The sequence below is a fragment of the Ramlibacter monticola genome (assembly GCF_016722785.1).
In the GTDB taxonomy this organism is placed as follows: domain Bacteria; phylum Pseudomonadota; class Gammaproteobacteria; order Burkholderiales; family Burkholderiaceae_C; genus Ramlibacter; species Ramlibacter monticola.
The window spans coordinates 1000835-1022697 of record NZ_JAEQNE010000002.1 but is presented as its reverse complement, the minus strand read 5'-3'; the positions used below and the strand labels follow the sequence as shown (position 1 = coordinate 1022697).

Sequence of the window (21863 nt, the reverse complement as noted above, 5' to 3'; positions counted from 1 at the left end):
GGTGCTTCAGGGCTCGCGGCTCGTCCGCACCCACTCCTTCTGACGCCTGAACACGAACGCCAGGTAGACGGGCAGCTTCCGCAGGACGTGAATGGGAGCGAATGCGAGTTCCGCGAAGCTCACCCAGCGTCGCCCGACACTCCACCACCCCAGGAGCACCGCGGCCGTGAAGCACAGAACGCAGCCCGTCGCGACTGCCGCGGCCACGCGTCCGACCGCGCCGCCCGAGGCCATCCAGCCGGCAAAGCCGCACGAGACGAGCAGCAGGAGGGCGAGCAGGGCGAGCGGCGGGATGCACAGGTCCAGCGCCAGTGCGAGCGCGCCGGCGTTGCCGGTCCGTCCACCGTGCCACAACAGCGACGGGGCGCCGGCGAGGATCATCGACAGGTGGCCGTGTTCCCACCGGGTGTGTTGGGCGTCCAGCGCCGCCTTCTGCTCGGGGAACCAGCTCTCCACGCACGCCTCGGGACAGAAGCGGGGCGCCTGTCCGGCCGCGGCCAGCTTGACGCCGAGTTGCAGGTCCTCGGTGAGGTGGCCGCTCGCCAGTTCGACGCTGGCCAGGCACGGCCACGTGAACGCCATGCCGGAACCCATCAGCTGGCAGGGCAGGCCGAGCCGGTGCATGCCCAGGGGGCGCAGCTGGTTCCTCACGGCCCATGCAAAGGCAGCCATGCGCACCCGCAGGGAGCTGCCCGGCCGCGCCGACATCAGGTACAGCGCTTGCACGGGCCGGTCCGCACTGCTGGCCGCAGTGGCGGCCAGCAGATCCAGCGCTCCCGGGGCGGGGATGCAATCAGCATCCAGGATCACGACCACCTCCGGAGGGTCGCTCCTCCAGTGCGCCACGCCGAAGGCCAGCGCATGGCCCTTGCCGCGCAGCAGGAGATCGCTCCGCTCCTCGACCTGCGCGCCGGCGGCACGCGCCTCGGCGGCCGTGCCATCGGAGCAATTGTCGGCAATCACCAGCAGTCGGCCCCATGGCGGCAGCTGCCTGAGCACCGCGAGTATCGTCGCCCGGATCGTCCCCGCTTCATTGTGGGCGGGCATGAGCACGCCGTAGAACGGAGGCTGCACGTCGCCCCGGCGGGCTGGCGGCCGGGCGCGCCAGCCCGCCAGTACCTCCACCAGGAGCGCGAGGACGAGGACCGCCACGAAGGAGATCCACACCGATCCGACCGCGTAGACGAGGGCGCTCATGACGGGGTCCCGAACAGCTGCATCAGCCTGCGTGCACCGGCGGCAGCCGAATGCCGCTGCAGCACCCGTTCTCGCGCGCTGCACCCCATCGCCTGGCGGCGGTCGGCATCGGCGTCGAGAAGCTCGGACCACGCTTGCACCAGCGCGGCGCAATCGCCGGCCGGCACGAGCCAGCCTTCATGACCGTGCCGCACGAGCTCCGGGATTCCGGCGATGTGCGTGCCGATGACGGGCCGCGCCAGCGCCATCGCTTCCATGACCACCACCGGGAGGCCTTCGGCAAAGCTGGGAAGGATGAGACCGCGCGACTGCAGCAGCAGGGAGCGGACCTGCTCGCCGCTCACCCAGCCGGTGATCCGCACCCGGTCGCGCAGGTCGTACGCATCGATGAGACCTTCCAGCTGGGCACGCAGTTCCCCGTCGCCTGCCAGCACCAGCTGGAAGTCGATGCCACGGCGCGCCATCTCGCGCGCCGCAACGAGCAGCAGCGACTGTCCCTTCTGCTCGCAAAGCCGGCCCACGCAGACCACCGTGCGCGAATCGGGAGTGGACGCAGGCGTGTGCCGCAAGAAGCCCTCGTCGATGCCGCAGTGCACGACTTTCACCTTGGGCCAATCCGCGTGCGGGATCCAGCGATAGAGCTGGCTTCGCCCGAACGAGCTGACCGCCGCCACGAACGTTGCCCGCTGCACCTTGTCTCCCAGGTGCAGCCCACGCGGCATGTCGAACTCCTCGGGCCCGTGGACGGTGAACGAAAACGCAGGTCCCCCAAGTTCGCTGCACAGCAGGGCGACTTCGGCCGCATTGGTTCCGAAGTGGGAATGCACGTGTCCCACGCCTTCGTCGCGCGCGAGCTCGCGCAGGCGGCAGGCCTGCGCCAGGTAGGCGAAGTGCACCGGCAGGGGCCGAGGCGACATCCGCGCCATGGCGATGGCCCGCCGGGCGGCGCGCAGGAAGCGACGGGGCGAGGCCATGAAGACCCGAAGCGACGCGGCGAGCAGGGGCGCCCCGCCTTGCTGGAGCAGGTAGTGCGTCTTCCTGCGCTCTTCCTCGTCCGCCGGGTCGACCACCGCATCGTTCCAGCCGCGGGAGGCCACGCGCAGCACGGACGCGCCCAGCGCTTCCAGCGCCAGGATCTCGCGACGGATGAATGTGTGGCTCACCTTGGGGTACTGATTGACCAGGTAAGCGACGCGCATCATTTGTACTCGATGAGACGGGGCGGCACATGCCCCAGCCGCCTGGCGACGAACCTCAGCACGCCCAGGAACTCGGGGAACCGTCCCAGCACGAGGTAGAAGGCGCGCGTGAATCCGCCCTGCTCGCGCGACAGGCGCAAGACGTGCACGGGATACAGCAACAGCAGCAACAGGAACCAGGCGCCCAGCGTCGCGGAGAGTACGATGGCGGCGAGGGGCAGCAGGCCCCCGAAGAACACCGCCCGCAAGGTCTCGCGGACCCAGTGGCGCTCCCGCCCCAGGCCATGCAGCCAGGCCCCCTCCGCGAAGGCATGGCCGCTGCGCGTGGTACGCAGCCACCACTGCGAAAAGCGCGTCATTGCCGCGTCGTGCAGGACCATCTCGGTCGCGAGACGGTGCACCTGCCAGCCAGCCTGGCGCAGGCGCAAGCACATCTCGGGCTCCTCCCCGGCGATCAGTTCCTCGCGGAAACCGCCGACCGCGCGGAACGCCGAGACCCTGACCAGGGCGTTCCCGCCGCAGGCCTTCACCTCGCCGGCCGGCGTTTGCCACTCCCAGTCGCACAAGCGGTTGAACACGGAGCGCTCCGGATCGCGCTCGCGCACGCGGCCGCAGACCACCGCATGGCGCGGGTTCTGCCACAGGAACGCGAGGCCGTTGCCGAGCCAGTCGCGATCCAGCTCGCAATCGCCGTCGAGGAACTGGACGAATTCCACGGCGGGCGCGATGGCGAGCAAGGCCCGAACGCCTGCGTTGCGAGCGCGTCCCGCGGTGAACTGCCCCGCCGCATCCAGGGCAAGGCCGACGGCGCCGCAGCGCTCTGCCATTTCCAGCGATCCGTCGGTGGAGCCCGAGTCCACGTAGACCACGTCGCAGGCGCGGAAGGGAACGGCGCCCAGGCAGGCGTGCAGGCGCTCGCCCTCGTTGCGCCCGATCACGACGATACCGATGCGGGGGGTCATGGAGGGCCCGCTACCGGGTGGGACGTGTGGCCCACGCCGTGCTGCGCACGAGCCGCCAGGTGAGCCTCGATGCATGGAAATGACGGAACGCGAACGCCGGCCCGCGCCCCCGCAGCAGGTCCTTCCCCGCGAGGATGATGTCGCCCAGCATGACCAGCAGCACGTGCGAGCAGAGTCCGCGGCGGCCGAAGTGCTTGCGCATGTACAGCAGCTCGCTTTCGGCCTGCAGCGCGGAAATCTGCCGTCCCGCACACAGGGGAGACACCGACTTGGCGCTTTCCCCGCCGAGGTGCACCACGCTGGTCGAGGGCAGGTAGGCCACGGTCCAGCCGGCCTCCCGCGCGCGGCGGCAATGATCGACCTCCTCGAAGTAGAGGAAGAAGCGGGGGTCGAACAGTCCGATGTCGTCCAGCACCGCCCGGCGCACCAGGTAGTAGCAGCCGGGCACCCAGTCGCACTCGGCTTGCGTCGTGTGGTCCTCCTCGATGTCGTGACGCGCCCCGTGCAGGGCCAGCAGGCGTTCGAGCCCGGTGCGGCGCAGGAAGGTCGTCGACGGCGTCGGAAACGAGCGCCGGGAAGGCTGAAGGCCGCCGTCCTCGTCGGTGAGGCGCACGCCCAGGATGCCGCAGCCCGGGTGTTCATCCATGTACCTCATGGTCATGGCGATCGTCCGCGGTGAGACGAATGCATCCGTGTTCAGCAGCAGCGCATATTCGGAACGCACATGCTCCAGCAGCTGGTTGTTGGCGCGGCCGAAGCCCACGTTCTCGCGGTTCTGGATGAACACGTCGCAGCCGAAAGAGCGTCGCAGGATGGCCGCCGAGGAATCCGACGACGCGTTGTCGACGGCGAGCAGGCGCAATATCACGCCGTGCCTTTCCGCCTGCATCAGCGTGTGGCGCAGCCGTTCGAGCAGATGGGCCGAATTGAAGGTGACCAGGAGCAGGTCGACCACGCGGGATGCGGGGTTCTCCAGCGGACTGGCCTGCGAGTCGTTCACGACACTGCCTTCATATGCCCAACGCAAGATGCTCACCACCTTCCAGCCTCAAGGGCGACTGCCCGCGCGACACGAGCGCGCACTGCGAAGCCAGTGTGGCCGACCGGGCGCGACCGCGTGATAGCTCCATGGGGCTAACGCAAAGGCGGCGCAACGCACTTCGCGGCCATAGGATTTCCCTCCTTCACCGAAGTCGGAGGCCGCATGCTGTTGTCAGGTCGTTTCGAACTGGGTCACGCGCTGATCCACCGTGACAGTCTCGAAGAGGTCGCGCAGGAGGTGGTGCTGCTCGCCGCACGCGCGGCCCCGGCGATGGTGGTCACCCCGAACGCCGACCAGGTGGTCAACCTGGAACGCGATCCGGCGCTTCGTGCGGCGTACGCGCGGGCCGATCTCGTCGTGCCGGATGGCATGCCGGTTGTCTGGGCGGCGTGGCTGCTCGGCACGCCGGTGAAAGAGCGCGTGACGGGAGCGGACCTCATGCCCAGGCTGTGCGAGATCGCAGCGCAACGGGGACTGAAGGTCTTCCTCCTCGGCGGTGCAAAGGGAATCGCCGAGCGTGCGGCCGACAACCTGGTTCGCAGCCACCCGCGCCTGGTGATCGCCGGCACGTCGTGCCCACCCTCGGGTTTCGAGCACGACGCTCAGCAGAACGCGGCGATCGTGCAAGCGATCCGCCGCAGCGGGGCCGACCTGGTGTTCGTGTGCCTCGGCTCCCCGAAGCAGGAAGTCTGGACCTGCGAGCACCTGGCGCAGTTCGACAACGGCGTGTTTCTCGACGTGGGCGCCGCCATCGACTTCTGCGCCGGTACGACGCGGCGCGCGCCGGGCTGGATGCAGCACGCGGGACTCGAATGGCTGTTCAGGCTTTCGCACGAGCCCCGACGGCTGATCGGCCGCTACACGAAGGACCTGTACTTCTTTGTCCTGCTTGCCCGGGAGGCGTGGCGCCGCGTGCGACCCGGCGCCCGTCGAGCCCACCCCCTCTGATCAGGCGAAACCAAGCTCCCCGGCGGTGCTGCGCGGCTCGCGCTCGCGGGCGTGCACCACCCGCGCGTAGCCGACCAGCATGCCGGCGAGGCACCAGTACATCCAGGGGATGACGAGAATGCTGCTGACGCTGCCGATGGTCACGATCACGGCGAGTTGAGCCGCCGCCAGCGAGCGACCGAGGTCGGCCGCCTCCCGCTGGGCGGCGCCCAGCGAAAGCCTGCGCGCACGCAGGGCGGAGAACAACGCGGTCGCCATGAGGCCTGCGAACGGCACCAGCCCCGCGAGGCCGCTGCGCAACGTGACCTCCACGTAGCTGTTGACGATGTCGACGATGCCCTGGCCCTGCACCATGCCCATTGCGGCCAGGCGCTCCACGTAGTCGGTCGACCCGAGCACCGGGTGTCGCCAGATCAGTCCCGCCGCGTTTCGCATCAGGAGCTGCCGGTATTCGATGTTCCCGGTTTCCACGGTTCCAATGAAAGGGACCAGCTCGAGCACGAACCTTCCGAATGGCAGGAGCGAGAGGACCGCGAACACGAAGAGACTGGCGACCCCGAACGACAGCAGGTTTCTCACGGGTCGCTCGCCCAGGCCGAGATACAGAAGAAGCCCCGCCACGGCCCCGAGCCACGGGCCGCGCGACAGGGGTGAAAAGAGTCCTGCCGCGAAAAGGATCAGCACGGCCCAAGGCTGCCAGCGCCCCCGCAGCCGCGCGTGCATGGGCAGGTACAGAAGCAGACAGATCGCCAGCACGTAGCCGAGCGCAATCGCATGCCCCGTGCTGCCCATTGCCCGCAGCACGCCGCTGCGGCCCAGGTACACGAGCTGGTCCGCGGAGCCCCAGGCCTGCGTGAGCGCTGCATACAGGAGCCAGTGCCGGCTGGCCTCGAACACGCCCACGGCCGCCAGCAACAGGCCGGAGACGACCAGTGCAGCCACGGCATCGCGCAGCTTCGGGAGGGTGTCGAACGCCCGGCTGAACACGAAGTAGGGCAGCGCGACGTCGACGAACAGGTAGAACACGCTCCTCAGCGCGGAGGTGAGGGATGCCTCCCGCCCCAGCAGCAGGACCTGCACGAAGAGGTAGCCGAGGAACAGGCGGTCTGCCAGGCGGGGCAGTGTCCCCTCCGACCTGGGCGGCTGGCGGATCAGCCGCGGCACCATTGGCAGGAGCAGAATAAGCGCGAGCAGGCGCGGCCAGCTGAGGCTGAAGAAGAAATTCACGAGCCCCATCCCGGGGATGTCGAACTGCGCCGGCGGGACCAGGAACAGCAGCGCCAGGAACAGCGCCGGGACGTTCTGCTCCCTGCCGCGGCCCCAAAGCACGAGGGGCACTGCGAGCACGACGAACATCCAGAAATCCCCCAGCGCGAATGCCGCGATCGTGAGCGCGAACCAGAGGCCGCGCCGAACCGCCTGGGCGCGCGGCAACTGCTCCGGCTGAAGGCAGCCCACCAGCCGATAGACCGCCAGGCCGATGAACAGGAGCACGACCAGGACGCGATGGTGCTCAGACATGGGAAGGTGGCGGGTTGCGGTCAAGGCACGAAAGGACTATCGCGAGTGGCATGACGGCGGAAGAGTCGCGCCCAGAATGGCTACCGGCTCGCGGCGCTTCGCTCCTCCACTTCATCCACCCATGCAGCATCCCAGTCTTGTGAGATCTGCCGTGACCGCCGGGATCTGGACCCTGGCCGGTCATGGCTCGAGCCAGGTGCTGCGCCTGCTGGGCAACCTCCTGCTCACGCGGCTGCTCGCGCCGGAATCCTTCGGCGTCATGTCCATCGCCACGGTGGTATCGGTTGGCGTCGTCATGTTCTCGGACCTGGGCTTGCGGCAGGTGATCGTGCGCAGCAATCGGGCGTCCGACCCGGTATTCGTGAACACCGTCTGGACGCTGCAGTTCCTGCAGGGCCTGGCGGTTGCCTCGCTCCTGTTGCTGATCGCCGGCGGCGTTGCCTACGCGCAGCACGCCGGCCGCATTCCCGCCGACAGCACCTATGCGAGCAAGGACCTGCCCCTGCTCATTGCCGGCTTGTCTTTTGGCGCGGTCCTTGCCGGCCTGGAGTCGACCAGACTGGCGACGGCAGAGAAGGACATGCTGCTGCGTCCGGTGGTGTTGATCGAATTGGGCAGCCAGGCGGCAGGCTTGCTGGCGACGTGCGCCGCGGCGCTCGTGCACCCGAGCATCTTCGTGCTGCTGCTCGGTGCTATCGTCAGCGGCGCGATCAAGGTAGGCGCCAGCCACCTGCTGGCAAGTGGCATCCGCAACCGGCTGCACTTCTCCTGGCCGGTGGTCCGGGAGGTCTGCCGGATCAGCAACTGGATCGTCTTGTCGTCGGCACTGACCTTCCTTGCCGGCAACATCGACAAGCTCTTCCTCGCATGGCTGCTCGGTTCGCACACCATGGGACAGTTCGCCATCGCCGCACTCCTGGTCGGCGCGCTCACGGACGTCGTGGCCCGCATCTCGAGCCGGGTCGCCTTCCCGGCCCTCACCAAGGCGTATGAACGCGACGCCCTCGGGCTGGCGCGCACCTACTACCGCGTTCGGATTCCGACGGACGCCTTCTGCCTGGTGCTCGCGGCCTTCCTGTTCTGGTTCGGCCGCGACGTGGTCCGCATCCTCTACGACAACCGGTATGAGCAGGCCGGCGAGTTCCTGCACATCCTCGCGATCGCGCTGGTGGGGTCGCGCTACTCCGTCGTTCCCTACATGTACCTGCTGCTGGGCCGCCCGGGGCTGATGGCCGCGGAACAGGCGTTCCGGCTCACCGGGTCGGTCTTCGCCATCGGGCTGGGCTATCGCCTGCTCGGCACCACGGGCGCGGCGTGGGGAGTCGCGCTGGGGCAGCTGAGCGGATCGCTGGCGGGCCTCCTGCTCTTCCAGCCGCGCCTGCGCCTGTTGTCGGTGCGGCGTGAACTCGTCGCACTGGCGCTGTTCGTGGGCGTGTTCGGGCTGTTCGGCTTCGCGAGCCATTGAGGAAGACAACGCCTGCATCGCTCGCGGTGATCAGGTGACCGAGAGTCGTCCGCCGGGCTTGAGCATGCGCTCGGAAAGCACGGCTCCCACGTAGAGGGCGAGCGCCAGCGCGTGTTCGGGCTGGTGCGCTGTCATGGCCGCGAAGGCCTCGGTGGATAGCTCCCAGAGCACGGAAGGCTCGATCGCCTCGACGGACGCGTTGCGCACCAGCGGCGCGAAGAAGGCGCCTTCGCCCACGAGGCTTCCAGCGCCGATCACCCCCATCTGCACCTTGTCGCGCGCTTCCGACCTGAACACGCGCAGCAGCCCCGACTCGACGAAGTACACGCGCCGCTCGTTCTCGCCCTGCTGGATCAGGCAGGTTCGCGGCTCGGCGGTCCTGCGCAGCATGAACTTGGACAAGGTATGCCAGTTCGCTCGTGTCAGGCGCCGCGAATCGCCGCTCCTGTTCCTGCGCACCACGGCAGCGAGCGCGGTGAGTTCCGGCGAACGGGGTGGGGGAGAAGGTTGCGACATGCCTGTTGGGGATGCGGCGAAGCGCACGTCGCACCGTCCCAGACTACAACAGCGTTCCTCGCGCGGGTATGAGCCGATGGTGTCCTTGCCGGCGAGGAGGAGCGCGAGAGCTGGCTCAAGCGTGCATTAAGTCCAGTAAAGTGGAAGTCCAACTACAGCTTCTGTCGGCTTTGTCCTACGGGGCAACGTCTGTATCTCGGGGTTGCGTTCTCGCCGTGCCTCGTCATTGCCGCGCCTATCATCGCGCCGGCTCGTAAACAATCCCCCGCGAGGAGCGGGACTCAATGCACATCCAAAAGACAGTGCCGGGGCGAAGCCTTGTCTGCTTCGAACACAGGGGGGCGGCCAAGGGGTGGCTTGCCGTTGTTCTTGCGTTGGGCCTGAGCGCATGTGGTGGAGGGAGCACCGATGATCCGGTGGCCTCGACCGAAGCGGGGAACGTGACCGAAGCGGGGACCGTGATTGAAGCGGAGACCGCCACCGAACCGGCAACCGCGACCGAGTCGGCAACCGCGGGACCTAGAACTCTACCCACCAGCCCCACCACCGCAGTCGCTGCTTCGACCGATACGACCCTGGCAGTCGCTGCCTTGTCGGCGACGGCGCTGCCAGTCGCCTCGGACCGCGCGCCGCTGGGAGTCAACCTCGAGGGCCTGTGGGATTGGGCTCGCCTGCAGCCGTTCGCCGACACCATGAAAAGCTCGCGGCCCTGGGGCACGCCCGAAGCGCCCTGGGACGAGGCTGCGGCGGTGGACGCGCTCGGCTGGCCGACGGGGGATGCCGGCGTGGTGGTGAACGTCCGCACCTTCGAGCCCGGCGACGAGGGGAAGCGGTATCGGTACATGACGCCGGGTGTCTACCGGCTGCGTTTCACCGGTCGTGCGACGGTGACGAGCGGCTCCGACATCGTGATCCGCAACTACGTCTACGACGCGGTGACCAACAAGTCCCGAGCCGAAGTCGTGGTCGGTCCCGCCACGACGCAGCTGATGCTGGCCTTCCGCAACACCAACAAGGGCGTCAGGGACGTATCGCTGCGGCGGCCGGACGTGAACGACACCCAGACGTTCACCAGCCAGTTCGTGCAGGCACTGGCACCGTTCCAGGTGGTGCGCTTCATGGATTTCCTGCGCACGAACGGCAACCCCGTGCGCACCTGGGCCGAGCGCACCGAGCCGACGTCGGGGACGCAGGTCACCCCCAAGGGAGCGGCCTACGAGTACGCCATCCAGCTTGCCAACGAGCTGGGAAAGGACATCTGGATCAACGTCCCGGCGCTCGCGGATGACGCCTACGTCCGCTCGCTGGCGCTACTGCTCAAGCAGCGCCTCGCCCTGGGGCGGGTGGTCTACGTGGAGTACAGCAATGAGCTGTGGAACTTCCAGTTCTCGCAAGCCAGGGACAACATGAACGCGGCGATGGCCGAAGCGATCGCCGGCGACACCACCCTCACCAAGGGCCAGTCCTGCACGCAGGCCCTGTTCAACGCCAGCTCCGGTGAGTGCAATCCGTACTGGGCGGGGTACTACCGGGTGGGCAAGCGCACGGTGCGGGTCGCCAGGATCTTCTCGGAGGTGTTCGGGGCCGCGGCAATGAACAAGCAGGTGCGCGTGGTGTACGCCACCCAGTTCGCCAACCCCGGTGTGGCCGAACAGGTGCTCAAGAACATCGCCACCTACCGCGCCACCCCGTCGTCCCTGCTCTATGGCGTGGCCACCGCGCCGTATTTCTACCTTTCGCCCGAGCTCGCCAACGCGCCGGCCGCCACCAAGGACCAGGTGCTGCACAGCCTCCAAACCTCCCTTCGCACCGAGGACGAACCGTTCTTCGCGGCAGGCGTGAAGGAGAACGGCCTCTTCGTCCGCAGGGCTTACACCGGCGGCAATTTCACCGGCGCCAGCCACAAGGCGCTGGCTGACTACTACGGCCTCAAGAGCCTCGCCTACGAAGGCGGTCCGGACCTCGGCCAGAGTGCGGCGAACGGGGCCGCCAAGATCGCTGCCAACCGCGATCCCGCGATGGGAGAACTGGTGAAGAGCGAAGTGGGCCAATGGCTGGGATGCGGCAACGACCTCTTCATGTATTTCAGCCTGTCCTCTGCCTGGGACCGCTACGGCTACTGGGGACTGACGAACGACCCGTCGGACCTGGCAGGAGCGAAGTACACCGCCGCGCGCGACATCGCGAACAGCGCGCGGTCGGCCTGGACCACCTGCCGCTGAGGGCTGGCTACCCGCAGACCCGATAGTCCGATGCCGGGCGCCGTGCAGCCGCTGCCACCGCCCGGTACTTCGGCGTCTGGAGGTCGCGCGCATCGTTGGTGAGGCCCCAGTAGCCGTGGCGACCGTAGGCACTGGTCAGGTTGAAGTGGACGAACATGCCATTGCCGCAGCCGTACCATTGCCGGAGCAGCCGCTCCATCTTGGCGCCCATGCGAGCGTCGGCGTTGGCGGCGAATTTGGCCGGGAGGCTGACGTTCGCCTGGCGCAGGTCGGGCCCGCCCTCGTAGGCGAGGCTCCTGAGGCCGTAGAAATCGGCCAGCGCTTTCAGCGAGGGCCGGCTCCAGTCGCCGCCGCGGTACGGCAGACCCTTGACGAAGACGTCCCCCTGCGTCACTCCGGAGGCGAGCACAGGCAGGACCTCGCGTTCCAGCGACTGCTGCATGGAGGCGTGGATCGCCTCGACGTCCAGGCTGTCAGAGCGCGCGAGTTCCTCGTCGAGGTAGAAGTAGGGCGCGCCAGCGACTCCATACAGGAACGCCGCCGGCCTGCCACGGTACTTGGCGATGTTCTTGAGGACCTGTTCGGCGATGGCGCGATCGGCGAACTGGGTCGCATACACGACGCGGACCCTCGTGTTCAGTGCGTCCGGGCCGAACACTTCCGAGAAGATCTGCGCAAGGCGTACGGTCCGCTTCCCGACGCGGAAATACCCCGCCCAGTACGGATTGCACTCGCCCGAGACGGTCTTGAACATCTCCGGCGTGCACCGCTGCCCCTTCGTCAAGGTGGTGTCGCCGGCCACCGCCTCGGCGACTGCGGCCTCGCGGTTCCAGGAGGTCTGTGAAAACTGCGTGTTCCACAACTCGTTGCTGTATTCCACGTACACCACCCGGCCGGGCGCCAGCGTCTGGTGGAGCAGCACCGCCAGCGAACGCACGTAAGCGTCGTCCGCGAGTGCGGGAACATTGATCCAGATGTCCTTCGCCAGTTCATTGGCCATCTGCACCGCGTACTCGTAGGCCGCGCCGCGCTCGCCTCCCTGCGTGGCCGCCAGCGGCGTGGTGCGCTCGCTCCACTGGCGCGACGGGTTGGCGTTCGTTTCCAGGAAGTCCATCAGGCGCAGCGTGCCGAAGGGTGCGATCGCCGCGCGGAACTCGGAACTGAAAGTCTGGCTGGCCGCGGCGCCGGCGGGCACCAGCCGCACGTCGCGCACGCCACCGTCGGTGCCCTCGAAGCCCAGCATCAGTTGCGAGGCGTCGGCGCCGATGACCACTTCCGCCGTCGACATGCGGGTGGTCGCGTCGTGGGCGAGATTGCGAACGGCCACGGCCGGCGAGGTGACCGGCACCACCCGGGCTGCGCGCCCCCGGAAGGACAGCCGGTACACGCCGGGGTCGAGGCTCCTGCGCCCGGAGCCCGGCTCGCCCGCATCCTCGTCCATCACCTTGACCACGACGCCGGCGTCCTGCAGGGGCCAGCCGAGTTCGTCGGTGCGCACCTTGTGCACCCACGGTTGGTCGGGCAAGCCCCAGGCACGGGAGCTTTTCATCAGGTCCACGAAAGGCGACAGCCGTGCCCAGTCCTTCACTCCCTCGAGATTGACGCCGACGCCCACTCCAGCGCCAGCGGAAACGCTGCTGGCCGGCGCGCCCGGCTTGCGCTGGTTGGCGGCCATGGAAATGGCGGGAGCCGCTGCAACCGCCAGGGCTGCCGTCCACAGCAAGGCATTCATCCACGAGCGCATGGTTCCCCGGCTACCAGTAGCCGGCCCCCTTGCCGCGTGCCATTTGCAGCTGCGCGTTCACGTAGACCAGGAGGTCGAAAGCGAACCCCAGGGTCGCCAGCAGGACGATCCGCCGGGCCCCGATCTCCTTGCGTGAGCGCAGGCCTTCGAGGCGCTTGAGCAGGAAGTGCAGGGGCACGAATCCCGAGGGCCAGCGCGGAAGCGTCCGGCCCAGGACCCCCGCGAGCCACCCCTCGTCCTGCGCCGCGCTGCGCAGGAGCGCACTGCGCTGCGGGAAGCCCTGTGCATGCGCGCACAGGTGATCGAACACCACCGTGTTGATGGCACTCCCGATCACCAGCCGCGTCTGGTGCCGCACCAGCGCAGGCACCGTCCGCAGCGACTCGTACACGTGCCACATCCCCGGGTCGCCGTGGATCCGCCCGAAGTCCTCGCTCTGCGTCAGCAGCCTGGTGAGGATCATCGCCCGCAGGAAACCATCTTCGACCGGCAGGCCCACCGGCATGTAGATGCCTTCCACGGCGGCGGTGCGCGCCAGGTACAGCGAGCCGGCGATCGAATTGCGGTAGTCGGAGCCCGTGCCGGAGCCCATCACGATGATGCGCTCCACGAGCGACAGGGGGCCATCGGCCAGCTCGATATCCTTGCGGGGACGGCTGTTGACGACATGGGCATCGCCGGCCTCGATGCGTTCGAGCATCAGCCTGAGGTTGCTCCGCGACGGCACGCGGATGTCACCGTCGACGCAGCAGATGTATTCCGCCTGGCCCACGCACAGCGCGTGCACGAAGTGGTTCCAGGTCCGCGACTTGCCGCTGAAGGGAAGGTCCACGACCTCCATGCACGCGGCCAATGCGGCGGGCAGCCTGCGCACCGCGTCGCGCGCCACGCGCACCGTCGCATCCTCGCAGCCGTTGGCCAGCACGAAGACCCGCACCGACACATCGGCCCGGGTGAAGATGTCCTGCCGCGCAAGATCCTCCAGGACGCCGGCGATCCTGTTCTCCTCGTTGTGCGCAAAGACGCCGATGTGGATCCGGCCTTCAGCCAAGATCGTGCCTCACGATGGCATAGTCGGTCGAACCGGGTGCGAGGAAAGGCGCAGGAACGAGCGTGGTGGAGAAAGCCGTCTTGCGGATGGCATGCAGGGAGTAGCCGTGCTTCTCGGTGCAGGCGCGGATCGCCGCGTAGCCGGCAGCCTCTGGCGGGTGACACTCGAACACGCAGCACCTCACGCGTGCGTCGGCGAAGGCCGGTTCCAGCGAGCGGACCACCGATGGCTCGGAGCCTTCGACGTCGATCTTGACGATCGTCGGCCAGCCGAACGCACTCAGTTCCCTCACGGCCGCAGCCGTGGTCACCGGCACGAGCTCCGTCCTGCTGGCTGCCGTGCGATGCGCCGCCAGCATGGACGCGGCCCCGCTGTTGCCTTGCGGGATGAAGATTTCCCCGAAACCCGGCGATTCACCGATGCCGAAGCGCCAGAGCTCGTGCCGTCCCGGCGCGATGGCGGCCAGGTTCTTGCGCAGCAGCGCCTGCATCTCCTGCTGCGGTTCGATGGCGACGATCCTGGCGCGAGGCAAGGCCGTCGCGATCTCGTAGGAGCACGCCCCCTTGTTGGCGCCGATGTCCCAGAACACGTCCCCCTCGTCGCCGGCACTGAATCGCTCCAGCACTTCCGTGACCTCGGGATCGAAGTTCCTGAGCATCAGGAAGTGCCAGCCCACGAGGTCCGAGACGTCCATGCGGACGACATGGCCGCGGTACGGGATATCCACGACCGGCGACCCGCCCGTCCACGCGCTCGGCTTGAGCCGGTCCAGGATCCTGTGGGCGCCATGCTTGATCGGCAGCATGCGCAGGGCATTGGAAAGGCACGCCTCCATCATCGTGGGATCGCGCGCTGCGCCCGGTGCGACTGCTTTCTCGGTCATGAGGGTTTCAGCTTAGGCCAACAACCCTGGCGGATTCGTGCGCGGTGATAGCTCCAATGGGCCCATGGCCGGTGCAAGCCATTGCCGTACCAGGTCTCCCCAGCGGGTGGCGATCTGCAGGCCCTGCCAGGACGCCTGCGCGTTGCGGGACAACGCCTCGTACGCTTGCGGATTCGCCTGGAGGGCGCGCAGCGCGCGCGCCAAAGCCGCCGGATCACCGGCGCGGAAGACCATGGCCGAAACGCCGTCGACCAGGATGCCGTCGAACATGGGGTGGTCGGATCCGACGATGGGCGTGCGGGATCGGAACGCCTCGTAGATGGTCAGCGGCAAGCCTTCCGAATAGCTGTGCCGGCTGGGGATGAGAACCACGTCGGCGCGCCGCATGGCGTCACAGACTACTGAGTTCGTTCCTTGCCCCGCGAAGTCGATGCAGTCCTCCACGCCGCCTGCGGCCGCGAGGCGGCGGAACTCGCCGACCGCACCGCTGCCGAAACACTGGAGCCGCACCCGGACACCATCGCGGCGCAGCAGCGCGATGGCTTCGATGATGTCCCCTACACCCTTGCGCGGGTCCATCAATCCGGCGTAGACGAGTTTCCACTCGGCTGCGTCGGGATAGCGTTTCGGCGGCAGTTGGGAAGACACCTGCGGCCAGTCCCAGGGCACCACTTTTTCGGGGCGGACACCGATGCTCTCCAGGTTGCGGCAGGCATTGCGGCCGTGGTTGCCCACCACCAGGACATTGGGATCGTTCAACTCGCGCGCCAGCGCCCGGCGGCGCAGTCGGGCGAGCAATCCGCCTTTCACGAAGGAGTCCGCGAACGTCGCCACGACGGGGATCCCTTGTCGTCGCGCCGACACCAGCACACGCAACATCGGCGTCCTGAGCAACAGGTGAGTGGGGCGCAGGTCGTCCACCAAGCGCGAGACGAGCCGGGTATCCACCGTGCCCGACAATCCCAGTGCAATCGAGCGCACGCCGTTCGGGAGCAACTGGTCGTCGGCCTGCGCGGACAGGCAGCAGACCGAAGTCACGCGAGTGGCGGGGTCCACCAGGGCGGCCACGCTGTCGAGCGAGTAGGCCTGGGCGGCATAGTTTTCCGCTCCTCCTGCGTGCAGCCGCCAGAAAGCCTCGGCAAAGTTCCCTGCGTACTGGAGCACGAGAATGTGGCGGTTCATGGATTGAATGCAAGTTATTCGAAATCCATGACGGCGTCCACGGGCGTGGACGGCACGTTGGAGCTAATGGGGCAATGGCGTGCTCGAGGACCCGCAACGCGTGAACCGCGGCGCAGGACCGTCGTCGATCACGGCGCAACCGCTGAAACTCGCACGTTCGACAAGAGCCGGTCGTACTCCTTCTTGACGACCACGTAGCATTCACACGCGTGGCGTTCCAGTTCGGCGCGTTCCAGCACCGTGATGCGCCCGCGGGAATAGCGTATGACCCCGGCGCGCTGCATCTTGCAGGCTGCCTGGGTAACTCCTTCGCGGCGCACGCCGAGCATGTTGGCGATGAGCTCGTGCGTCATCACGAGCTCGTTGCCCTCCATCCGGTCGAGGCTCAGCCTCGCACAGGACTTTCCCGAGCCGCAGTTCCACGAGTTCCAGCCGGGGGAGCCAGCGCTGCACGTGCGGCAACAACATCGCGAGCAGGCTGTTGTCCTGTAGTCGCGAGCGCTCCCCTGAATCATGCCCGTCCGAAGCGGCCCTGTGCTTGCCCGGTATGCGTGGCCGCGCGACGACGCTCAGGACCGGGAGGGGGACAGTGCAGCCATCGCCTTCATGAACTCCGACTCGGTGCTGGCCGCCAGCTTGCGGACCTTGTCGCGGAGGATGGCAACCGTCGGACTCTCGGGCGACTGCAACAGCGCCCGCTCGAGTTGTTCGCGTGCCTCCAGTTGCAGCGCGATCAGCTTGCGGCACTCGGCACACGAATTCGTGAATCGTTCGGTAGAGGACACGGGACGGGCGAGTGGATCGGGTTGGCGGACGGTGAATGGGACCATGGTATCGCCCCGAGCCACGAGGGCTGTTCGGTAGCGTACATTGGCGCCATCTTTCCCCGCCCATTCGCGGACGACAAAGGTTTCCGAAGTTCATGGACAGCCCGACCGGTCCTCCGTTCCAGCCCTTCCTCTCGCAGCGAGCCAGGGAAGGCGCCAGCGCGGCCCAGGTGGCGGATCTGATCGATTCGGTCTGGCAACAGATCCACGCCGCAATGGCGCCGGTGATCGGGCAGCGCGGCGTCGCTGCGCTCTACAAGCGAAGCCTGCACCTGGCGGCCATGACTTATCCGTGGCTCGCCGCGGCGCAGCCCACTGGCGGCCTTGCGCCCATGGACCTCTCGCTGCTGCGGGCCGAGTTCGCCCGGCGCAACGGCGCCGAGGCGGCGGCGGCCGGTGCCGCACTCTTGCTGTCTTTCCACGGCCTGGTGGACAGCCTGATCGGTCCCTCGCTTTCCGGGACGTTGCTCGGCGAAGTGTGGGCCAAGTTTTTCAGCGGTTCGCCCGCGCAGGACCCGCCTCCATGACCACGAGAGTAAAGATCAACCGTCTGTCGACGGGCGTGCCGGGCCTGGACGAGGTGCTGGGCGGCGGGCTACCCGAACTGTCGTTCAACCTGATTGCCGGCCAGCCCGGCAGCGGAAAGACCACGCTGGCCCACCAGCTCATGTTTTCGCTGGCCACGCCCGAGCGCCCGGCGCTGTACCTCACAGTGTTGGGCGAACCGCCGTTGAAGATGCTGCGCTACCAGCAGCAGTTCGGCTTCTTCGACGCCGCTCAAATCAATCGGGCGGTGCAGTTCATCAACCTCGCCGACGAAACGCTCAGCGGGCAACTGGACAAGGTGCTGTCCCGCATCGTGTCCGAGGTGGAGGCGCACAACCCTGCCTTCGTCTTCGTCGACTCCTTCCGCTCCGTGATGCTGGCCGACGCGGCCGCGGGCAACGCGCACAACAGCCTGCAGCATTTCGTGCAGCAGCTGGGCATGCTGATGACCAGCTGGCAAGCCACCACCTTCCTGATCGGCGAGTATTTCGTGGAGACCGATGCCAACCCGGTGTTCACCGTGGCGGACGGGCTGATCTGGCTGCGCCAGAGCGTGGAGCGCAACTCCATGGTGCGCAAGATGGAGGTGATGAAGATGCGCGGGCAGGCCTCGCTTCCGGGCCTGCACACCTTCCGCATGTCTTCGGCCGGCATTGAAGTGTTCCCCCCGGCTGGCGCGGCCATCCCCGCTGGCGCTTTGCCGCGCTCCGAGCCACCGGGAGACCGCCTGCTGGTCGGCGTGCCTCTCCTGGACGAGATGCTCGGAGGCGGCCTGCCGCGCGGATACTCGCTGCTGATTGCCGGCCCCTCTGGATCCGGCAAGAGCATCCTGGCGGCGGCCTTCCTGGCCGCAGGGGCCCGGTGCGGCGAGACCGGAGTGCTCGCGGCGTTCGAGCAGCGTCCCGACCGCGCGCGCAATCCCGTGGTGGCAGACCTGATCAAGGAAGGTCGTGTGAGCCTGGTGGACGCGCGGCCGTCGGACTTGTCGATCGACGAAATCCTGCGCCTGATCATGACCGAGATCCGGCGCCTGAACGCCAGCCGCGTGGTCATCGATTCGCTGTCGGGGTTCGAGCTGGCCATCGCACCCACCTTCCGCGAGGACTTTCGCGAGGAACTGGCGCGCCTGGTGGCGGCGCTCTCGGCGACTGGCGTCACGGTGCTGATGACCTCCGAGCTGGAAGACCGGTACACCGACCTGCGCTTCAGCCCTTATGGAACCGCCTTCCTGACCGACGCGATCATCGTGCAGCGCTACGTCGAAATCGACAGCCGCCTGCGCCGCGTGATGGCGGTGGTGAAGGTGCGCAGCAGCATGCATTCCAACGAGTTGCGCGAGTACATCATCGATGACGATGGCTTGCAGGTCGGGACCATGGTCACCGGCCAGCATGGCCTGTTGGGCGGGGGGCCGCTCACTGCTGACGGTCGGATCCGGGGCAACGATGCCCCCACGCATCCGGGCGACCCGGTGGCATGAACACCGCCGTCCCCCGGCGGAACCGCGCCGGGGGACGCGCAACGCGAACGAAGCCGAGGACGGGAGCGCCAGACCGCATTGCTGGCCCTGATGGTGCAAGAACGCCGGCATCCGCCGGCGCCCATCCGCATCGCCGCCGCCGTCCTGGGCTGTAGGGGTTCGCCATTCAGGTCTGGGCGGAGGCGGTTCCAGGCGCGACCCGTCGATCCACATCCCGCATTGCGAAATGCCCCGAGCCCCGCACTCTGAAAGCCAGGGCTATTTCAGCCCTGCCTTGGCTGAATATCCACAGTAAGGAGATGACCTACTCCCGCTTGACGATGCTCAACCGCAGACATGGGAGGGAGCCTCATCCTTATGAGGTAAGACGGAATTTCTACAGATTCCCGCTTCCCGGGCCGGACCTGGAGGGCCGGGAGAGAGGAGAAGCATGACAGTCGTTTCGCGCCTGAGCCGCCTGGCCAACGCCGGCTCCATCCGGACCCGGCTGGTGATCACTTTCTCCGGAGGCATCCTCCTCATGGCAGCCATGGCCGGTGTCGGCGCCTGGCGCCTCGCCGACCTCAACCGCGCGACCCACACCATGGCCACGGTGAACCTGCGCATGGAGCGGCTGGTGGGCGAATGGCTCTCGCAGGCGCGTACCAACGCGGTGCGGGCGACGGTGCTCACGTACTCCAACGATGCGGACCTCCAGCGGCTGCTGGGCGAGCCGCAGCAGGCCGCCAGCAAGCGCATCGACGAACTGCACCGCGAGGTCGAGGGGCTGCTGGACTCCGACCAGGCCCGGGCGCTGTTCGCGCAGGTCGGCGCGCGCCGCAGCGCGTACGAGGCGGTGCGCGCGGAGGTCCTCAAGCAGATGAGCAATTCGGACACCGAGGGTGCGCTCTACACCATGGACGGGAAGATGTTCCCCGCACTCGACGCGTATGTCGCGGCGATCCAGGCCCTGGCAGACCACTACTCGCAGGAAGTGACCCGCGACGCGGCGGCGGCGGCGCGCAGCGCGGATTCCGGCCGCGAGCTGCTGATGGCGTTCTGCGCCGGCGGCCTGCTGGCGGCCATCGTGGCCGCCACGCTGATGACACGCTCGATCACGCGGCCGCTGCGTCAGGCGGTGGCCACGGCGCAGCGGGTGGCGGACGGCGACCTCACCGTGCACATCGAAAGCGGCGCGCGCGACGAGACCGGGCAGTTGCTGCGCGCGCTCGACCGCATGGCCGGCCAACTGCGCGCGCTGGTGAGCGAGGTCGCCCAGGGAGCCCGCACGGTGGCCGAAGGCAGCACGCAGATCGCCCAGGGCAACGCGGACCTGTCGCAGCGCACCGAGGAACAGGCCAGCACGCTGGAAGAAACCGCGAGCTCCATGGAGGAGATCACGTCCACGGTGGAGCAGAACACGGAGCACGCGCTGCGCGCCAAGGGACTCGCGGCGCAGGCCGCGCAGGTCGCGCGCGAAGGCGGCGACGCCATGAAGCAGGTGGTGCGCACCATGGGCGGCATTTCGGCGGCGTCGCGCCAGATCAACGAGATCGTCGGCGTGATCGATGGCATCGCCTTCCAGACCAACCTGCTGGCGCTGAACGCGGCGGTGGAAGCCGCCCGCGCGGGCGAGGGAGGTCGCGGGTTCGCCGTCGTCGCCGGCGAGGTCCGCACGCTGTCGCAACGCAGCGCCGAGGCGGCCCGCGAAATCCGGAGCCTGATCGCGAATGCGTCGGGGCAGGTGGACGCCGGCACCCGCGAAGTGGGAGCCGCCGGCAGCAAGATCGACGCGATCGTCAAGGCGGTGGAGCAGGTCCACACGCTGATCGCCGACATCGCGGCGGCGACGCAGGAGCAAAGCAGCGGGATCGAGCAGGTCAACACTGCCGTGGCCGAAATGGACCACGTGGTGCAGCGGAACGCGGCCCTCGTCGAAGAGGCCGCGGCCGCCACCGAATCCCTCCGGCACCAGGCCGACCTGCTGATGCACACGGTGGCCCGCTTCCGCCTCGCCGAGGAGCAGGTCCTCGACGCGGAACCGCTGCCGCCGCAGGAGAGCGCCGAAGCGCCCCCCGCGAACCCCGAGGCAGAGGCCCCGGCGCTCACGCCCTGAGAGGGTTCAGGGGAAGGCAGGGATATCCGGCTCGGTGCCCTCGAGGTGGGCCTCGGGGTGCAGCGCCCGCAGGCGTTCCTCGACCTGCTCGACGCGCCACATCGGCACGTCCACCATCAGCAGGATCTTGCCCTGCTCGATGTCGGCCGAGAAGCGCTGCAGCCGCTTGCTGGGCGTGGAAATGCCGATCATGGTGGACGTCCAGACGCCGAACAGCGCCCCCGCGACGGCCAGCGCCGCGGCCAGCCCCCACTGCGGCTCGTCGCCGACGATGGGATAGTGCACGGCCACCAGCGCGCCCAGCAGGGCCCCGATGCTGGCCCCGAGGATCAGGCCCATTTCCGCCGCGCGCACCACGTCCGAGGTCTGCAGCACGTTGGCCGCGTGCAGGCCCCGCATGTCCGTGTCCTCGCGCGCAACGAAGTGGATGTGCTTCGCCTCGATGCGCGCGAGCAGGAGGTCGTCCATTGCCGCCCGGGCGCTCTCCAGGTCCGGCAGCAACCAGTAGATCCGACTATGCATGGTGACCTCCTTGGGCGCGCGGCCCCTCAGTACGACAACGACAACGAAATCAGTGGGCCGGCGGCGGCGCTTTCTGTGCGGCCGGCGGCGCGAAGAAGGTCTCCCGCGCGAGGAAGGTGTAGTCGGCCTCGAGGGCGCCGATGCCCACCAGCGTGACCAGCAGCAGCGGCGGCACGATGATGGCGTACAGCAGCGCCAGCCGCTCCCAGAGCATGTGCATGAACACGGACACGATCAGGCCCGCCTTCAGCAGCATGAAGATGATGATCAGGGACCAGCGCAGCAGGCCCTGGACATGGAAGAAGTCCACCATGTAGGAGGCCGCGCTGAGCACGAACAGCAGGCCCCAGATCTTGAAGTAGATCCCCAGGGGATGCTGCTGGCCCTTGGAGTGGGCGGCGGGCTCGTCGTGCGCCCCCGGCGCCCCATGCGCATGTTCGGCGTGGTCCATGGCGGGCTCC

The 21863-nt window shown here is 68.0% G+C and carries 19 protein-coding genes and 1 pseudogene; 6 read left to right on the top strand and 14 right to left on the bottom strand.

Features of this window, described 5'->3' with window-relative positions; genetic code table 11:
- Nucleotides 1-6: 6 nt before the first annotated feature.
- The 4 genes from JJ685_RS12840 to JJ685_RS12825 are packed head-to-tail and all read right to left on the bottom strand — an operon-like array spanning nt 7 to nt 4358.
- Entirely contained in the window at nt 7-1197 is a 1191-nt protein-coding gene (locus tag JJ685_RS12840; RefSeq protein WP_201674607.1) for a glycosyltransferase family 2 protein, read from the bottom strand.
- Nucleotides 1194-2396: a glycosyltransferase family 4 protein gene (locus JJ685_RS12835; protein ID WP_201674764.1), complete on the bottom strand. Its 1203-nt coding sequence runs from the start codon at nt 2394-2396 to the stop codon at nt 1194-1196. Before JJ685_RS12835 ends, JJ685_RS12840 begins: the two co-directional genes overlap by 4 nt.
- Nucleotides 2396-3358 carry a glycosyltransferase family 2 protein gene (locus tag JJ685_RS12830; RefSeq protein WP_201674606.1) on the bottom strand — a complete coding sequence of 321 codons (963 nt, stop codon included), beginning with the start codon at nt 3356-3358 and terminating at the stop codon, nt 2396-2398. Before JJ685_RS12830 ends, JJ685_RS12835 begins: the two co-directional genes overlap by 1 nt.
- Nucleotides 3359-3368: 10 nt before the next feature.
- The gene (locus JJ685_RS12825; RefSeq protein WP_201674605.1) at nt 3369-4358 is read right to left on the bottom strand and encodes a glycosyltransferase family 2 protein; all 990 of its coding nucleotides are present in this window, start codon (nt 4356-4358) and stop codon (nt 3369-3371) included.
- A 204-nt stretch (nt 4359-4562) separates the two neighbouring features.
- On the opposite strand from JJ685_RS12825, the gene JJ685_RS12820 reads away from it, so the two are divergent.
- Entirely contained in the window at nt 4563-5348 is a 786-nt protein-coding gene (locus JJ685_RS12820) for a WecB/TagA/CpsF family glycosyltransferase (protein ID WP_201674604.1), read from the top strand.
- On the opposite strand, the gene JJ685_RS12815 is transcribed toward JJ685_RS12820, so the two are convergent.
- Nucleotides 5349-6869, bottom strand: a complete 1521-nt coding sequence (locus JJ685_RS12815; RefSeq protein ID WP_201674603.1) for an O-antigen ligase family protein — start codon at nt 6867-6869, stop codon at nt 5349-5351.
- Between the two features lie 76 nt (nt 6870-6945).
- Here JJ685_RS12815 and JJ685_RS12810 point away from each other — a divergent pair, with 76 nt between their 5' ends.
- The gene (locus JJ685_RS12810; protein WP_201674602.1) at nt 6946-8334 is read left to right on the top strand and encodes an oligosaccharide flippase family protein; all 1389 of its coding nucleotides are present in this window, start codon (nt 6946-6948) and stop codon (nt 8332-8334) included.
- Between the two features lie 30 nt (nt 8335-8364).
- On the opposite strand, the gene JJ685_RS12805 is transcribed toward JJ685_RS12810, so the two are convergent.
- Nucleotides 8365-8736, bottom strand: coding sequence for a cyclic nucleotide-binding domain-containing protein (locus JJ685_RS12805; RefSeq protein ID WP_201674601.1), 372 nt, complete (start codon nt 8734-8736; stop codon nt 8365-8367).
- Nucleotides 8737-9308: 572 nt separating this feature from the next.
- On the opposite strand from JJ685_RS12805, the gene JJ685_RS12800 reads away from it, so the two are divergent.
- Entirely contained in the window at nt 9309-11072 is a 1764-nt protein-coding gene (locus JJ685_RS12800) for a hypothetical protein (RefSeq protein ID WP_201674600.1), read from the top strand.
- Nucleotides 11073-11079: 7 nt separating this feature from the next.
- Here the strand turns inward: JJ685_RS12800 and JJ685_RS12795 are convergent, their stop codons facing one another.
- The 6 genes and pseudogenes from JJ685_RS12795 to JJ685_RS12770 form a co-directional block, all read right to left on the bottom strand.
- Nucleotides 11080-12804, bottom strand: a complete 1725-nt coding sequence (locus JJ685_RS12795) for a hypothetical protein (RefSeq protein ID WP_201674599.1) — start codon at nt 12802-12804, stop codon at nt 11080-11082.
- A gap of 22 nt (nt 12805-12826) precedes the next feature.
- A complete protein-coding gene (locus JJ685_RS12790) occupies nt 12827-13867 on the bottom strand; it encodes a glycosyltransferase (protein ID WP_201674598.1) in 1041 nt (346 codons plus the stop codon).
- The gene (locus JJ685_RS12785; RefSeq protein WP_201674597.1) at nt 13860-14750 is read right to left on the bottom strand and encodes an FkbM family methyltransferase; all 891 of its coding nucleotides are present in this window, start codon (nt 14748-14750) and stop codon (nt 13860-13862) included. The genes JJ685_RS12790 and JJ685_RS12785 overlap by 8 nt, the downstream gene beginning before the upstream one ends.
- Nucleotides 14751-14762: 12 nt before the next feature.
- Nucleotides 14763-15932, bottom strand: a complete 1170-nt coding sequence (locus tag JJ685_RS12780) for a glycosyltransferase family 4 protein (RefSeq protein ID WP_201674596.1) — start codon at nt 15930-15932, stop codon at nt 14763-14765.
- A gap of 128 nt (nt 15933-16060) precedes the next feature.
- Nucleotides 16061-16321 (bottom strand): annotated as a pseudogene (locus JJ685_RS12775) (Crp/Fnr family transcriptional regulator); the annotation flags it as partial.
- Nucleotides 16322-16501: 180 nt separating this feature from the next.
- Nucleotides 16502-16762 (bottom strand): hypothetical protein, encoded by a 261-nt coding sequence (locus JJ685_RS12770; protein ID WP_201674594.1) that lies wholly within the window; start codon nt 16760-16762, stop codon nt 16502-16504.
- Nucleotides 16763-16854: 92 nt separating this feature from the next.
- Here JJ685_RS12770 and JJ685_RS12765 point away from each other — a divergent pair, with 92 nt between their 5' ends.
- From JJ685_RS12765 to JJ685_RS12755, 3 genes are all read left to right on the top strand, one after another.
- The gene (locus tag JJ685_RS12765) at nt 16855-17286 is read left to right on the top strand and encodes a hypothetical protein (protein ID WP_201674593.1); all 432 of its coding nucleotides are present in this window, start codon (nt 16855-16857) and stop codon (nt 17284-17286) included.
- Entirely contained in the window at nt 17283-18785 is a 1503-nt protein-coding gene (locus tag JJ685_RS12760; protein ID WP_201674592.1) for an ATPase domain-containing protein, read from the top strand. Before JJ685_RS12765 ends, JJ685_RS12760 begins: the two co-directional genes overlap by 4 nt.
- Nucleotides 18786-19215: 430 nt before the next feature.
- A complete protein-coding gene (locus JJ685_RS12755) occupies nt 19216-20880 on the top strand; it encodes a methyl-accepting chemotaxis protein (protein WP_201674591.1) in 1665 nt (554 codons plus the stop codon).
- A 6-nt stretch (nt 20881-20886) separates the two neighbouring features.
- Here the strand turns inward: JJ685_RS12755 and JJ685_RS12750 are convergent, their stop codons facing one another.
- Together JJ685_RS12750 and JJ685_RS12745 are read right to left on the bottom strand one after the other, a co-directional pair.
- Nucleotides 20887-21402 (bottom strand): DUF1269 domain-containing protein, encoded by a 516-nt coding sequence (locus JJ685_RS12750; protein ID WP_201674590.1) that lies wholly within the window; start codon nt 21400-21402, stop codon nt 20887-20889.
- 49 nt (nt 21403-21451) lie between these two features.
- The gene (locus JJ685_RS12745) at nt 21452-21853 is read right to left on the bottom strand and encodes a cytochrome C oxidase subunit IV family protein (RefSeq protein ID WP_201674589.1); all 402 of its coding nucleotides are present in this window, start codon (nt 21851-21853) and stop codon (nt 21452-21454) included.
- Nucleotides 21854-21863 lie beyond the last annotated feature (10 nt).

Excerpts from the sequence above, each read along its gene's own strand:
- JJ685_RS12810 (WP_201674602.1), top strand. The coding sequence starts at position 6,946 with ATGGCTACCGGCTCGCGGCGCTTCGCTCCTCCACTTCATCCACCCATG.
- JJ685_RS12765 (WP_201674593.1), top strand. The coding sequence starts at position 16,855 with ATGGACAGCCCGACCGGTCCTCCGTTCCAGCCCTTCCTCTCGCAGCGA.
- JJ685_RS12820 (WP_201674604.1), top strand. The coding sequence starts at position 4,563 with ATGCTGTTGTCAGGTCGTTTCGAACTGGGTCACGCGCTGATCCACCGT.
- JJ685_RS12795 (WP_201674599.1), bottom strand. The coding sequence starts at position 12,804 with ATGAATGCCTTGCTGTGGACGGCAGCCCTGGCGGTTGCAGCGGCTCCC.
- JJ685_RS12745 (WP_201674589.1), bottom strand. The coding sequence starts at position 21,853 with ATGGACCACGCCGAACATGCGCATGGGGCGCCGGGGGCGCACGACGAG.
- JJ685_RS12835 (WP_201674764.1), bottom strand. The coding sequence starts at position 2,396 with ATGCGCGTCGCTTACCTGGTCAATCAGTACCCCAAGGTGAGCCACACA.
- JJ685_RS12815 (WP_201674603.1), bottom strand. The coding sequence starts at position 6,869 with ATGTCTGAGCACCATCGCGTCCTGGTCGTGCTCCTGTTCATCGGCCTG.
- JJ685_RS12755 (WP_201674591.1), top strand. The coding sequence starts at position 19,216 with ATGACAGTCGTTTCGCGCCTGAGCCGCCTGGCCAACGCCGGCTCCATC.
- JJ685_RS12840 (WP_201674607.1), bottom strand. The coding sequence starts at position 1,197 with ATGAGCGCCCTCGTCTACGCGGTCGGATCGGTGTGGATCTCCTTCGTG.
- JJ685_RS12750 (WP_201674590.1), bottom strand. The coding sequence starts at position 21,402 with ATGCATAGTCGGATCTACTGGTTGCTGCCGGACCTGGAGAGCGCCCGG.
- JJ685_RS12770 (WP_201674594.1), bottom strand. The coding sequence starts at position 16,762 with ATGGTCCCATTCACCGTCCGCCAACCCGATCCACTCGCCCGTCCCGTG.
- JJ685_RS12760 (WP_201674592.1), top strand. The coding sequence starts at position 17,283 with ATGACCACGAGAGTAAAGATCAACCGTCTGTCGACGGGCGTGCCGGGC.
- JJ685_RS12780 (WP_201674596.1), bottom strand. The coding sequence starts at position 15,932 with ATGAACCGCCACATTCTCGTGCTCCAGTACGCAGGGAACTTTGCCGAG.
- JJ685_RS12785 (WP_201674597.1), bottom strand. The coding sequence starts at position 14,750 with ATGACCGAGAAAGCAGTCGCACCGGGCGCAGCGCGCGATCCCACGATG.
- JJ685_RS12830 (WP_201674606.1), bottom strand. The coding sequence starts at position 3,358 with ATGACCCCCCGCATCGGTATCGTCGTGATCGGGCGCAACGAGGGCGAG.